This is a genomic window from Pseudalkalibacillus hwajinpoensis (assembly GCF_015234585.1).
Classification (GTDB): Bacteria; Bacillota; Bacilli; order Bacillales; family Guptibacillaceae; genus Guptibacillus; species Guptibacillus hwajinpoensis_B.
Genome location: NZ_JADFCM010000001.1, coordinates 636,624 through 650,873, shown reverse-complemented (window position 1 = coordinate 650,873; position 14,250 = coordinate 636,624). Strand labels below are relative to the sequence as shown.

13 protein-coding genes are annotated in these 14,250 nt (G+C 42.6%); 4 read left to right on the top strand and 9 right to left on the bottom strand.

The annotated features are described in order from the left end of the window. Positions 1-144: 144 nt before the first annotated feature. On the top strand, positions 145-1,983 hold the full coding sequence (locus tag IQ283_RS03090; protein ID WP_194218686.1) for a diguanylate cyclase: 1,839 nt from the start codon (positions 145-147) through the stop codon (positions 1,981-1,983). Between the two features lie 65 nt (positions 1,984-2,048). Here the strand turns inward: IQ283_RS03090 and IQ283_RS03085 are convergent, their stop codons facing one another. The 3 genes from IQ283_RS03085 to IQ283_RS03075 all read right to left on the bottom strand — a co-directional run bounded on the left by IQ283_RS03085 (position 2,049) and on the right by IQ283_RS03075 (position 4,804). Further along, the gene (locus IQ283_RS03085; protein WP_194218685.1) at positions 2,049-2,348 is read right to left on the bottom strand and encodes a TIGR04104 family putative zinc finger protein; all 300 of its coding nucleotides are present in this window, start codon (positions 2,346-2,348) and stop codon (positions 2,049-2,051) included. A gap of 58 nt (positions 2,349-2,406) precedes the next feature. Next, positions 2,407-3,024: a pyroglutamyl-peptidase I gene (gene pcp / locus IQ283_RS03080; protein ID WP_194218684.1), complete on the bottom strand. Its 618-nt coding sequence runs from the start codon at positions 3,022-3,024 to the stop codon at positions 2,407-2,409. Positions 3,025-3,130: 106 nt separating this feature from the next. Continuing rightward, positions 3,131-4,804 carry a sigma 54-interacting transcriptional regulator gene (locus tag IQ283_RS03075; protein WP_194218683.1) on the bottom strand — a complete coding sequence of 558 codons (1,674 nt, stop codon included), beginning with the start codon at positions 4,802-4,804 and terminating at the stop codon, positions 3,131-3,133. Between the two features lie 365 nt (positions 4,805-5,169). On the opposite strand from IQ283_RS03075, the gene ahlS reads away from it, so the two are divergent. The 3 genes from ahlS (at position 5,170) to IQ283_RS03060 (ending at position 7,496) form a co-directional block, all read left to right on the top strand. Then, entirely contained in the window at positions 5,170-6,015 is an 846-nt protein-coding gene (gene ahlS / locus IQ283_RS03070; protein ID WP_194218682.1) for an AhlS family quorum-quenching N-acyl homoserine lactonase, read from the top strand. 13 nt (positions 6,016-6,028) lie between these two features. Beyond that, positions 6,029-7,231 (top strand): iron-containing alcohol dehydrogenase, encoded by a 1,203-nt coding sequence (locus IQ283_RS03065; protein ID WP_194218681.1) that lies wholly within the window; start codon positions 6,029-6,031, stop codon positions 7,229-7,231. Positions 7,232-7,331: 100 nt separating this feature from the next. After that, positions 7,332-7,496: a hypothetical protein gene (locus IQ283_RS03060; RefSeq protein ID WP_194218680.1), complete on the top strand. Its 165-nt coding sequence runs from the start codon at positions 7,332-7,334 to the stop codon at positions 7,494-7,496. Positions 7,497-7,586: 90 nt separating this feature from the next. Here the strand turns inward: IQ283_RS03060 and IQ283_RS03055 are convergent, their stop codons facing one another. The 6 genes from IQ283_RS03055 to sftI all read right to left on the bottom strand — a co-directional run bounded on the left by IQ283_RS03055 (position 7,587) and on the right by sftI (position 14,195). Continuing rightward, entirely contained in the window at positions 7,587-8,495 is a 909-nt protein-coding gene (locus IQ283_RS03055) for an AEC family transporter (RefSeq protein WP_194218679.1), read from the bottom strand. 97 nt (positions 8,496-8,592) lie between these two features. Next, on the bottom strand, positions 8,593-10,026 hold the full coding sequence (locus tag IQ283_RS03050) for an aldehyde dehydrogenase family protein (RefSeq protein ID WP_194218678.1): 1,434 nt from the start codon (positions 10,024-10,026) through the stop codon (positions 8,593-8,595). A 20-nt stretch (positions 10,027-10,046) separates the two neighbouring features. Next, positions 10,047-10,937, bottom strand: a complete 891-nt coding sequence (locus IQ283_RS03045) for a class II fructose-bisphosphate aldolase (protein WP_194218677.1) — start codon at positions 10,935-10,937, stop codon at positions 10,047-10,049. Positions 10,938-10,952: 15 nt separating this feature from the next. Next, positions 10,953-11,684 (bottom strand): GntR family transcriptional regulator, encoded by a 732-nt coding sequence (locus tag IQ283_RS03040; protein ID WP_242057226.1) that lies wholly within the window; start codon positions 11,682-11,684, stop codon positions 10,953-10,955. Beyond that, positions 11,674-12,837: a diphosphate--fructose-6-phosphate 1-phosphotransferase gene (locus IQ283_RS03035; protein ID WP_194218675.1), complete on the bottom strand. Its 1,164-nt coding sequence runs from the start codon at positions 12,835-12,837 to the stop codon at positions 11,674-11,676. The genes IQ283_RS03040 and IQ283_RS03035 overlap by 11 nt, the downstream gene beginning before the upstream one ends. Before the next feature lie 14 nt (positions 12,838-12,851). Next, positions 12,852-14,195 carry a sulfoquinovose isomerase gene (gene sftI / locus IQ283_RS03030; RefSeq protein ID WP_194218674.1) on the bottom strand — a complete coding sequence of 448 codons (1,344 nt, stop codon included), beginning with the start codon at positions 14,193-14,195 and terminating at the stop codon, positions 12,852-12,854. Positions 14,196-14,250: the final 55 nt, after the last annotated feature.

Below are 14,250 nucleotides of genomic sequence, written 5' to 3'. Positions count from 1 at the left end.
ATTAAGCTAACAGGCATCCTTGTGAATATCGCTATCATTACTACTGCTGTTATCGCACTAACTTCTGGATTTAAATTGGTTTAATCAAGATGGAGAGGCATTGCTTCTCCTAAAAAACTAAATTTAAATGAGAGTGATCGAGACATGAAGGGCATATTTCAGAAATTCACTAATGTTGTAAGCGTGTATATTACACTGGCATCTATCACAGGGATTTCTTTATTTCTCACTCAGTACTTCTTGACATATACACCTCTTAACTGGAGTCTGGCCTTCACGTTTGTAGCGGCAATTTTACTATTAAACCACTATACAATTCTATTGCCACCAAGCGGCAATTCCCTATCAATGGATTCGGCGATCTATTTGGCAGTCCTATTTGTATTTGGTATTCATATGGCGCTAACCATCTTGTTACTAACCTCGATCATCTATGCTCTGTATAAAAAAAGCGTTGTTTGGTGGAAGCATTTATTTAATTTCTCTATTTATAGCATTATGATTATTGGAACGTATGAAGCTTTCTTTCTATTTGGTGGAACTCTCGGAACACTTTCATTCTTTAACGTAACTTCGTATATGCTTTCGCTTAGCGTTTATTTTCTGCTGAACGTGTTATTCATTGGATTTTTCTTTGTTTTAACCGCTACCGAGAATCTTCTTCAAATTGTTAAAGGAATGTTAAAGGAAACCATCTCAAGCTATTTAATCACGTTAATCCTTTCCTTGAATCTTGTCCTACTCATGAAGCAGCAAATTATACTTGGCGTTCTATTATTTCTAACTGTAGCCGTGCTACTCTCCATTTCCTTCAAACAATATTTTGAGCTCTATCAAGAAGTATCCCAAAAAGCGGACATTGATCATCTAACAGAACTATACAATCATGGCTATTTCAAATCTCTTTTGGAAGAAGAAATCAAAACAGCCAAACTAGCAAATCAGCCTCTATCAATCGGTTTGATCGACCTTGATGACTTCAAGAAATACAATGATCAGCACGGGCACCTTCAAGGAGATAAGCTTCTTAAACACTTCGGAGCAGAATTGAAAAAGAGTGCGAGCGACTCGTTTACAGCAGCTCGCTATGGAGGAGAAGAGTTTGCACTGCTAATGCCTGGTAAGACGGAACTCGAAGCCTATCAATTCATCAATCACTTTCGAAAAGAAATCAATGATCAATATTTCGAAGGAGTCGAAGTGCTTCCACACGGCTGTCTCTCGTTTTCTGCAGGAATCATCCAATACAACCAGGACATGTACGATTCCTCAGAAGTCCTTGAAAAAGCCGATCAAGCGATGTACTATGCCAAGACTAAAGGAAAGAACAACGTTTGTATTTTTGACGCTGATAATGTACCTGCTAAAACCTTTTATAATAACAAAGAAATGGAATTATTGGAGCAGCAGCTAAAAATCTTTCTTTATAAAGATGTGTACACGTACAAACATAGCAGAAGAGTTTATGAATATGCGATTGAGTTCAGCAACAAGCTTAACTTGAATAGCAATGATCAGAAAATACTTGTTATGGGGGCACTCATTCATGACATCGGAAAGCTTGAGATTCCTCGTGACGTTATCAACAAAAAAGGAAAGCTTACGAAGGATGAGTGGGAGATGGTTCAGAAACATGTCATTTGGGGGAGGGAAATTGTATCAACAAACCGCGAGCTAGCTGATCTTCTTCCACTCGTTGAACTTCATCACGAACGTTATGACGGGAAAGGCTATCCGTACGGATTAAGCGGACAAGAAATCCCTCGACTTGTTCGCATGTTAACAATTATCGATTCCTTTGATGCCATGACGACTGAGCGCCCCTATCAAAAAACAAAGTCAATTAGTGAAGCGATAGACGAATTACAAAAATGTGCTGAAACGCAGTTTGATCCTGAACTTGTTCATGAGTTTATTGAGGTGATTCATTCAAGTCCACTGCACAAACATTCAATTGAACAACCAAACAAAATCAGCATTTAAAAAAGCGAATGTGGCTGCATTCGCTTTTTTTGTTTCCGTTAGAAACGCTTCACATTTTATTTTCACTACCATAACGGCTCATTATGATCAGTTACTTCAAAAAAATATGGAAGAATGAAGACCGTACCAATCGCCATCACGACTTCGATTGGGATAATGACTGAAATGGGAACTTGGAATGCGATCATTGGTAACCATAGAAGCGAAACAATACTTGGAATAACAGATAAATTATTCCTTGCCCGACGTGTTAAATACTGTTCCCTATCACAATAGGGACAGACAACAGCTTTTTTAAACGAAAACAACATAAGGAACGATTCTTTCCACGTCCACTCCGAATGACATTGCTGACAAGTTGTCATTTTTATGACCCCCATACTACTTATACGAACTCAACGTCATACGAGTTTCAAAATTCTGTTAATCTCCTTCTAAATCCGATAAAGCATGAATCATAATCTTAATGGCGTCTCGTATGCTAGTGAACGGAAAACCAGTATGTGCTGAATGATGGAGCGTCATCTCGAATGTAGGTGGAACATGAACGAATCCTGCTGGGATATCGATGTCTTTTTGTTCAAGTGCATACAAAACGCTATACATCACGTTGTTACATAAATAAGTTCCAGCTGTATTGGATATTTCTGCAGGTATACCATTTTGTACAAGTGCCTCAGTCATCTTTTTAATAGGGAGCGTTGAGAAATAAGCTGCCGGTCCACCTTCCACGATTGGCTGATCTTCCGGCGCACGCCCCACATTATCTTCTACACTATCATTCACATTAATTGCAATTCGCTCAGGCGTTACTTTTGTTCGGTCAGCGGCAAGTCCAAGCATGATCACAGCAATCGGTTCACATTGTTCAACATACTCAATCAGCATTTCTGATGCTCGCTCATAATCAACAGGAAGAACACGTGAGATAATTTCATATCCTCCTATCACTTCCTCATCCAATTCCTTGACGATTTGCTCAGTTGGATTATGACGATGTTCAAGAAAAGGCTCAAAACCAGTCAACAATAGCGGTCTCATTCTCTTCTCCCCTTTCGCTTAATAACAAATTACTCCAAATAATCTGAACACTTATCTTTCTATTACCTCTTTCAAACCGGTTTAACCTTCAAATTATAGTCATTTTTTACCACCTTTTCATTTTCTTCACAAGCGTTGAATGATCCATCCTTAATTCCTTAGCTGCAGAACGAAGAGATGGATGTTGTTGAATCGTATCTAATATGATTCTCTTTTCAAAACTTCCTACTCGCTCTTTCAATGAAAGTGGTTCGCTCCCTTTTATACGATAATCCGTAATATGGACTGGTAAATGATGCGGTTCAATAGAGATGGTAGGAACAGATACGACAAGGCTTTCAATCATATTTTTCAGTTCTCGAACGTTTCCAGGCCAGCGATAAGTAAGCAAGGCGCTACGTGTTTCCTTAGTCATCCGTTTTTCAATATGATATTTCGAACAGAAATAAGAAAAGAAATGATCTACCAATACTTCAATATCATGGACACGATCAGCTAACGGAGGAATAGAAATCTCAATAACTTGAAGCCTGTAATAAAAATCTTCGCGAAATGAACCTTTCTCGATTTCTTCTAACAACTGTTTATTTGTAGCAGAGATGATTCGAATATCAAGTTTAATCGGTTTATTTCCACCAATCCGATAAAACTCGCTCTCTTGTAAAACCCTGAGAAGTTTCACTTGGAGAGAAACAGGCATCTCCCCTACTTCATCAAGCATAACCGTCCCACCCTGGGCCAATTCGAGCAAACCGATTTTTCCTTCCTTACGCGCTCCAGTGAACGCGCCTGACTCATAACCAAATAACTCTGATTCTAATAAATGTTCAGGGATAGCTCCACAGTTCACTTTAATAAAAGGCTTGTCCTTCCGATCACTTTCATAGTGAATTAAATTAGCCACAACTTCTTTACCTACGCCTGATTCTCCAGTTAATAATATGCTTGTAGGGTATGGAGCTACCTGTTTTACTTTCTCGTAAATGACGCCCATTTCTTTACTTCGAAAAACAACCTTGTCAGCTACCCCTTTCAATTGAAGGGAATACCTATTTTGATTCAACTCGGAGAAAGTTTTGGCACGATCAAGCTCAGAGCGCAAACCGTTTAATTGTGTGATATCTCTTACGCTTGTTACCACCAATTCGATCTCGTGATTCTCATCAAAAACCGGACTTCCCGTCACGATAACGTCCTTCTTACCCCCGATTTTTTGTAGAATGGACACCCGCTCTTTTTCTTTTAGTACAAGCAAAGAAACGGACTGATCGATATACCCTTCTTGCATTAAATCTTTCATATGTCGCCCAATTAATTCAGAGCGCGGAAAGCCGGTCATTTCTTCATATGCTGAGTTAACGTAAATCGTCGTTCCCTCTTTATCCACAACATATAATCCGTCTGTCGAAAACTCAATAATTGATTCAAACTGTCGCAGCAAATCGCGGTAGTGTTTCACTTCCGTAATATCCTGAATGACACTAATGACGCCAATAAGCTCTTCGTCCTGATATAGAGGCGTTCGATTGACAACACATTCACGATCAAACAGTTGGAGACGTTCACCTATTAAACTATGCTCGTTTTCAAGTACTTCGCTGATTCTTGAATTTGGAACGAAAGCACGAATAGTTGCACCTTTCCAATGCTGTACACGAAGAAGGTCTTCAGCTGATGCATTCATGTAAGTAATTCGTTCTTCCCGATCTATCATAACAACCCCATTGTGTAAGGAAGAAAAGACCTCTTCCCAACCAGTTGTTTTGGCTATATTCAGCATAAAACCCACCTCTCTAATGGTGAAATTTATCAACTTATGGTGAACTACGTCACCACTTAATTATTCAATCTATTCAGACAAATACCTTCCTACTGGTGAAAAAAATCACCTAACAATTGTTGATTTATCTAAAAAGGCTATATTGTCAGCTTTTAAAAGTTGGCACCAAACTTGCATCACTAAAAGTCGTAAGGAAAGAGCTAACTGTGCTATCTGAACACACCCACACCGGACCATTACTTAAGAAAGAAGTATTCCAAAGATCATCTGTATGGTCTCAATACCCCATAGCGTTAAAAAGCTAGCGTCTCAGGCCTTGAATGAAATTTTTCACAATTAAAACCAACATAATAGGAGGAATATGAATGAACATTATTAACAAACACCCGAAATTGTACGTAATGGATAATGGGCGTATGAGTATGGATAAAAACTGGATGATTGCGATGCACAATCCCGCTACGATTACGAATCCCAATGCCCAAACTGAATTTGTTGAATTCCCTATTTACACAGTTCTAATCGATCACCCGGCCGGCAAGATCCTTTTTGATACAGCTTGTAATCCAAATTCGATGGGACCAGAAGGCCGTTGGACAGAAGCGACACAGCAAACTTTCCCCTATAAAGCTAGTGAGGAATGCTACCTTCATAATCGGCTGGAGCAGCTGAATGTACGTCCTGAAGACATTAAATTCGTTGTCGCTTCTCACCTCCATCTTGACCATGCAGGATGTCTTGAAATGTTTACGAACGCTACCATTATTGTTCATGAAGATGAATTGAACGGAACTCTTCAGTCCTATGCGCGTAATCAGAAAGAAGGCGCCTATATTTGGGGAGATATTGATGCATGGATTAAAAACAATCTTCAGTGGCAAACCATTAAGCGAAATGAAGACAATGTGCAACTTGCAGAAGGTATTAAAGTATTAAATTTTGGGAGCGGACACGCCTGGGGAATGATTGGTCTGCATATTCAGATGCCGGAAACCGGTGGAATCATTCTCGCCTCAGATGCCGTGTATACAGCCGAAAGTTTTGGGCCACCGATCAAACCACCTGGCATTATCTATGATTCTCTCGGCTACGCAGCTTCAGTAGAAAAAATCCGACGCCTCGCAAAGGAAACGAATAGTCAAGTATGGTTCGGTCATGACTCAAACCAGTTTAATAATTTCCGTAAATCAACAGAAGGCTACTACGAATAAAAGGAGGATCTGAATGACTTTTTCCAAACTCGTCTTCACCCCACTAAGCTACACTGGTTGGGGATCACTTGCACAACTCTTACCTGAAGTTAAAAAATATACTGCAAAGCGAATTTTGGTCGTAACTGACCCTGTATTAAATGATATCGGTATCGTAGATCGCGTCAGCATTCCTTTAAAAGAGGCCGGATATTCAGTCGATATATATACTGATATACAGCCAGAGCCACCGCTTGCCATCGGCGAAAGACTCGTCAACTATACGAAAGAAAATGCATTTGACCTCGTTATAGGACTCGGAGGAGGAAGTGCGCTAGATCTCGCGAAATTAACAGCTGTTCTGTCAGTACATGAAGGTTCTGTTTCTGACTACCTCAACTTATCAGGAAGCAGACAGATAACCGATAAAGGTTTGCCAAAAATATTAATTCCAACAACTGCCGGTACCGGGTCAGAGGTTACAAATATATCTGTTCTTTCACTCGAAAGCACAAAAGATGTCGTCACACACGACTATCTTCTAGCTGATGCAGCCATCGTTGATCCCGAGTTAACCGTTTCCGTTCCAGCAAAAGTGACCGCAGCAACCGGTGTCGATGCGCTTACCCATGCGATTGAGGCTTATGTCTCGATTAACGCTAGCCCGACAACGGATGGCCTCGCTCTCCAAGCAATTAGGTTAATTAGTCGCTCGATCAGACGTGCTGTTTCGGATGGAGAAGACCGCGAAGCACGAATCGATATGAGTAACGGAAGCTATATCGCTGGCCTTGCCTTTTTTAATGCTGGCGTAGCAGGAGTTCATGCTCTTGCCTATCCTCTTGGCGGGCAATTTCATATCGCTCATGGTGATTCCAATGCCGTTCTTCTTCCTTACGTGATGGGATATATTCGAAAAAGTTGTACGAAACGAATGGGAGATATTCTGAATGCACTTGGCGGTAACTCACAATTCCTTTCAGAAGAAGAAGCCTCGTATGAGTGCGTACGAATGCTAGAAAGACTCGTTCAAGACGTTGGCATCCCAAGTACTCTTGGTGGATTCGAAATTCCAGCTAACGCCCTGGAGTCCTTAACAGAAGATGGCCTGAAACAAAAAAGACTGCTTGCAAGAAGCCCTCTCCCTCTTCATGAGGATGATATTCGCGCGATCTATCAATCAGCATTTAAGGGAGAAATTGTTGAATCATCCCCTACTACTATTCAACATCCATAAAGTCATTTAAGTTATAAAGCCTGCTTACGCAGCGGGCTTTATGATTGATTTCCCCTTTCATAGGGAACACCACTTAAAAATGAATTAGGTGGTGTCACACTTGGGTTACTTTTTACTTCTTATTCTATCAGTTACCATCATGATTTTTCTTATACGAGTACCGCTAACCGATCGCTTCCCTCCTGCTATTCGCAAAATGGGCGTGATCTTTCTTGGATTAATCTCGCTTATCTTTCTCGCATTATTGATTGCTTCATTTATTTGATGATCAAAAAGGCGAAAGTGTCCGCTGTGAGTGGACACTTTCGCCTTTTTTGTTTGTAGTGAGGGTCAGGCTCGCGCCTGACCCCCCACTTTATACAAACGTCGTCGCTAAATAAATGACCACCGGCATCGTCGCTAAGCTCGACACGGTGGAAACAAGCGTTGCGCTTGAAACGTTTTGGGGTTCAGTATGAAACTGAATCGCGTACATTGTCGTGTTCGCGGCAGTTGGGGTAGCAGCCATTATTATCATAATTTGCTTTGTTAATGGATCAACAGGCATAAGAAGCACAATGCCAGCGGCAATCAGCGGAGCAACCATAAGCTTAAGTGATAATGCCGTTGATAGCTTGCGCCAGTCAATCGCCCGAATACGAATGTTCGCAAGCTGCATACCAAGCGTCGCCATAATAACGGGAATAGCCGCATCCGCAATTAAATCCACGCCATCACTTATTGTACCCAAAGGAAGATGTAACCATTGAAACAACAGCCCGACAATGGCGCCGTAAACCATCGGCATTTTCCTAACAGCTTTTAAAGCTGCCTTTATCCCATCGTGGTCCGGACTTCCCTTTGCGGCATAATATACGCCAAGTGTGCTCATTAACAGTTGCTGCAACACCATTAAAACAATCGCTGTTTCCATCCCGACTGCCCCAAACAGAAAGAGAACAAGCGGAGTTCCGTAATTTCCGTTATTCATAAACGCGCTCGATAAAACCAATCCGCATCGTTCTGATTCGGTATAGCCATATAGTTTTGAGAGAATGCTCACGATCCCAATAAGCGCAAAGCAAAGTCCAAGCATGTAGATCGACAAATAACCATAGGAGGAATCAATTTCTTGCTCATAAAATGTTCGAAAAACGAGAAGCGGAACGAGGACATATAAAGCGAGGTTTGAAAGCACCCTTGTCTCCAAGTTAAGAAAACGTTGCGCAATATATCCGACTCCAAATACGAAGAAGATCGGCAGCAATATGGTTATGATCGACATCTTCATTCTCCTTCAGCTTCTTAAAAGGATAGCGTGCCCTGGAATACGAATAAAACAGGATGAAAGGGAACTGATAAAATCAGCCCCCTTTCTTCGCTTATCCGTTAAAAACGATAATTTTTTCTTCTGTCATTTCTTCAATCGCATAGCGTGGACCTTCTTTTCCCGTTCCGCTTTTCTTCACACCACCATATGGCATATGGTCAACGCGATAACCTGACGTATCGTTAACAATCAGTCCACCCACATGTACCTCATTGATCGCTTTTAACGTAAACGCTAGGTCGTTCGTGAATAGGCCAGCTTGAAGGCCATATTCTGAATCATTCACTCTCGCAATCACTTCATCTGTGGAACCGTACGTGCTTACTGCAACGACTGGTCCAAAAACTTCCTGGCGACATACTTTCATATTATCATTTACATTTGAAAGAATAGTAGGTTGGTAGAAGACGCCATTTCTTTCTCCGCCTGTTTCAACAGTAGCTCCCTGCTCAACCGCTTCGTTCACCCAACTTTCTACACGAATGGCTTCACGCTCAGCAATCATCGGCCCAACATCGGTTGCCTGATCCATTGGATCTCCTAAAACAAGACCTTCTGTTACTTCCTTCATTTTTGCAAGGAACGGCTCATAAACATCTTCATGAACATAAACGCGTTGAACAGAAATACAAACCTGGCCTGCGTTATTAAAACTTTTCTGTGCGGACTGAGTAGCAGCTGTTTCAAGATCTGCATCGTGATGCACAATTGTTGCGGAGTTATTTCCTAACTCAAGCGCTACTTTACGTAAACCAGCTTTTTCGCGAATATGCTGACCAACGCGAGGGCTTCCCGTAAATGTAAACATGTTCACGTCCTGGTTAGATAGAAGCCATTCACCTACCGTAGCCCCGTCCCCAGTGACAAGGTTCAGGCGGCCTGCCGGAAGACCTGCTTCTTCCATAATCTCTGTTAACAGAATCGCACAAACTGGCGTAACTTCAGCTGGTTTTAGTACAACGCTATTCCCGGCGGCTAGCGCTGGGCCAATTTTGTGGCAAACAAGATTTAGCGGCACGTTAAACGGCGTAATCGCTGCGACAACACCAATCGGAAACCGTCTCGTATAAGCTTGACGCTGTTCAGACCCTGGCGCTGACTCCACTGGGATTCCTTCGCCGTGGATCCGTTTGGCTTCCTCTGCTGAAACTTCCAGAGTTAAAGCAGCTCTTCCTACTTCACCCTTACATTCGGCTAATGGCTTACCAACTTCTTTCGCCAGCACTTCACCTAGTTCATCTTGACGAGCTCTGAGCACTGCAGCTGCTTTAATAAGTACCGTATATCGATCATAAGGAGAAAAAGAGGTTTTCAAAGCTTCTTTGGCAGCTTGGACCGCATCTTTTACATCTTGTTCTTCAGCGGCAGACGTTTTGGCCGTTACTTCTTGCGTATATTTATTTAGCACATCATCCGTTGTCGTTTTTTCTCGCCATTCTCCGTTAATGTATAATCCGTACGTTCGTACTGAAGTTTGCGTTGTCACCTTAACATCATCCTCTCTTTTTATAACGTTACGACCTTTTTCTCTGACAAAAGTTCTTCTGTTTTTCCTTGACTTCCAAATACGCGAATTTTTTCTTGTACTTTTTCCTTCATTCGTAAACGCCCAAGACCAAGTGAGTTCGCGAGCACAATGTCATTTTGATTTTCGCCAAATGCTTCTTGCACGCCTCTAGTGAAGGCTTGACGTAGCTCAGTATCAACATTGATTTTCGCAATACCTAGAGAGATCGCGCGCTGTACTTGCTCATCTGGCACATCTGAACCGCCGTGTAGAACGACAGGGCGCTCGACTGCCTCCACAATTTCTTTCAATCGTTCGAACCGAAGATTTGGCGTTTCTTTATAAATACCGTGTGCTGTTCCAATTGATACAGCGAGATAATCAACATCTGTCGCTTCTACAAAAGCAACAGCTTCTTCAGTAGTTGTAATAAGGGCGTCCTTTTCATCAACGGTAATATCATCTTCCGTTCCCCCGATTTTACCAATCTCCCCTTCTGAACCAATGCCAAGTGCTCTTGCAATGTCGACCACTTTCCTCGTTGTCGCCGTATTCTCTTCAAACGATAAACCTGACCCATCGAACATAACGGATTGGAAGCCCATTTGAACAGCTTGCATCGTTTGTTCGAACTGACGACTATGATCAAGATGAATCGCAACAGGAACATCAAATTCTTTTTCGTACGTATCAATTAAACCTTTTAATGCTTCCATGCCTAGCGTTTGAATCACCTTTTGTCCAACTTGAATCATAATTGGTGCTTTTTCCTCAGCAGCTGCTTCAAAAATTGCTAGCACTGTTTCCGCATTATGGGCGCTAAAAGCACCTACCCCATATCCGTTTTGAAAAGCATGATCCAGCATTGTTTTTCCGTTAATAAATGGCATAACCATTTCTCCCTTCTATCGCTTCAATTCTATATTGTAGTGGTACTGATCACTTCGGTATTTCGTTTTGGTGTATTCTATTAGATGGTCATTCAATCCATAGCTGAGACGTGTCATTTCCAGTAGCGCTTCACCCGGCCGTATCGCCAAAGAATCCGCTTCGTCCAACGTCGCATTAATCGCTGCAATTCGCTCCTGTGCTTTGTTTAAATAAATCTGATAGTTTTCGAGTATTTCATAGTATTTCGCTTCATTTAAATCATGTTGAATTAGTAGCTTGCCAATCGATTCTGGCCAGCATGTGCGTTCAAGCGCAACTGGCGTCTCATCAGCAAATCGTATTCGTTCTACAAGTAAAATAGGTGACCCCTCTGCCACTTGAAGCATTTCACTTTCATGGAAAAGGTTATATTTGAATTCAGCTCGGATAACCTTTGACGAAGGAACTTGACCTTTTTCCATTACTTCTTCCGCAAAACCTTTCAGCTGACCGAGATTCCCAACCAATTGATGAGGCTTGACGATGGTCCCATGGCCCTGCTTTTTCTCAAGCAGTCCATTCTGAACGAGAATTGTAATCGCCTGACGAATTGTTGTTCGACTCACACCGAATTCCTTGATGAGCGCTTGCTCTGTTGGAATGAGCGTATTCGATTTCCACGCACCAGTCTGAATGCGCTCAATAAGGACATCTTTGATTTGGAGGTAAAGAGCATCCCCCTTTGGATTAATCTGATTAATCGACATAGATCTCATACCCCTTTATAGGTGGTGGATACGTCGCAAGATCTTCTCCAATGAGCGGCTTCAACCATTCATAGTAAGTCTTCTTATTTTGAATGAACGCATCAGGCAACACACGTTCACCAGCTTCGACAACTTTTTCAAGTTCAATCGGAAGCATTTTCACTGAATAACGATGATGAGCATTCCTTTGAATTGAAACCATAACGTTTGATCTTCCTTCACGAATCCATTCAGCGCCAACTCTTCCAACCGTATAAGCTTCTTCTCGATCAACATCTGATATGACTGCGGAGAAGCTTCGCTGATTCATTCCTAGGAGTTCAGCCCTTGTCATAACGCTTAGCTCATCTTTTAAAAAGTGAGCCACTTGACTTGAAATGCCACCGAGTATGGCTCTCCCATCCACATTTCCTCTCTCAACCTGACCACTATTCCCAAATAAAACACCTTCACTTACAACGACTGTTGCGTAACCAAAGCGGTTCAAAGCCGTATTTACGTTCTCAAGAAGGACTTCTTTTTTTATAGGCCGCTCAGGTATAGCGATAAAATGAGGCCCTTCTTCTTCATATTCTTGTAATAGCCCTGACGCTGCGGAAAGCCAGCCGGCATTTCTTCCCATCGTTTCAAGAACCCTGACCTTTTCAAAGTTCTGCATCGACGCGAGATCCCGGCTCATATCTCTTGTGGCCTGAGCGACATATCGTGCTGAGCTTCCAAAACCTGGCGCATGATCCGTCCCTCCAAGGTCATTATCAACCGTTTTAGGGAGTCCAAGAACCTGAAGCGAAACGTTTTGCCTTCTCGCTTCGGCTTCTACTTTGGCTAGCGCCTCCATCGTTCCATTACCACCGATAAAAACAAGCACTTCGACACCCTGCGCCTGAAGCAAGCGCACACCATTTTCAATATGCTCATCTGTTAACGGAAAGCGTCCAGAACCAAGGCACGCACCCGGGACATCCTGATGTAGATGAACGCGACTAAGCATCTCACTATCTCCGTCAAGATACATTCCGTGCGCAAGTCCTTCATAACCATTTTGTATAAAAAGCAGGGCATGATCTCGTTCGATTTCCTTCACAAACCCTGCGAGGGTAGCATTAATGACGGCCGTAGGTCCCCCGGCCTGGCCAATGGCGACCTTTTTCATGCAACTGTCTCCCTTCAGTTCTTCGTATAGATCGTCGTCTCAAGCCCAAGCTGCTTACCAAGTTCAACAAGCTCATCCGCAACATCATCATAAATAATGGCGTAATGTGGTTCGAAGCCTTCTTCCATTAAGCCGTATAGCGTATCATTGATTTCTGTTTCCAGTTCCACTTCGACAGACGTACCATTGAAGCGCTGCGGCGTATCCAATGCGTTCCCCCTCATAACCAACAAGCGATAACCTTCTGGCGTATAACCAACTCGGAACATCGTTACGCGACCTGGCTTTAAACCGAATTCCATCGTAAAGCCGAGCTTACGGTTTGGATGAACACCAGGTCGAGCGCCTTGATCGGGGTGTGCAAGTGAATACGCGCCTGCGCCGCAATGCCAGAACACAACTGAATTGCTCGCCTCGTTCACGTGAACCATATCACCTAGGTATGGGGCGCTTCCTGTTAGCTGCTGAAGAATAAACATCGAAACCGAACCATGAATATCCGATTCACACGATGAAACCACACCGTCTTCTGTAAATTGAGAAAGAGTTGAGCATGCTGCAGCGCCAAGTTCATTGAAAAAGTCCGGCCAACAACGTACTGCAAGCGCCGAAACGTCTTCTGCATCAATTTGCTCCTGCACATACGTTGTAAACTGAGCAAATCGCTGAACGGTTTCTTCGTTACGATTTAGGCCAATCACCTGCTGCTCCGCTCGTTCAATCGCGCCTTCCCATCTTTCCTGAGGGAGCTTCACACATTCCTCAAACGCTTTGTTTAAATCAAAGTTTTTCACTGTCACACCAAGCTGTTTCTGCAAGGCTTCTTCATCCGTTCCTGAGAAGAAAAAGCCTGGAGGATGCTCCCCGATCACACCAATGGTGAGACCTTTGAGATCTTCAATCACCTTTTGAACCTTTAGCTGAATCTTGATTCTCTTTTGCACCTGCGCTTCATCGCCATTCCCAAATACAAAGCTAAATGGATGATTCGCACATCGAAGCACATGACTTGTGCTGTTGCCGCCGGTTAAGGAGTTTAAGCGAAGTCTCCCGCCAACACTTGGTTCACGAACGGACCAGACGATCACTGGCGCTTCCACTCTTTTAATGAGGGCCTCAATGAATTCACCGTCCGCAAACGTGACGCTTTGATAAATACTAGCAACAATGTCTTCGCTGTTAACGTTTTCAAGAAATGCTTCTAGATCTTCAGGTGATGTGATGATCTCCTCAGGCTCAATCACATTTGCCGTCACGCTATGAAGAAATTCTGAACTTTTCTTTCTCTGTAGTTCCCCCGCTTCAAGATCAAACGTTTTTCTACCAATTGGTACATATAGAATGCTTGTTTTTGGCACGATTGGACACAACCTTTCTCCTCTGTTTGTTACAAACACTATATCATACATTATT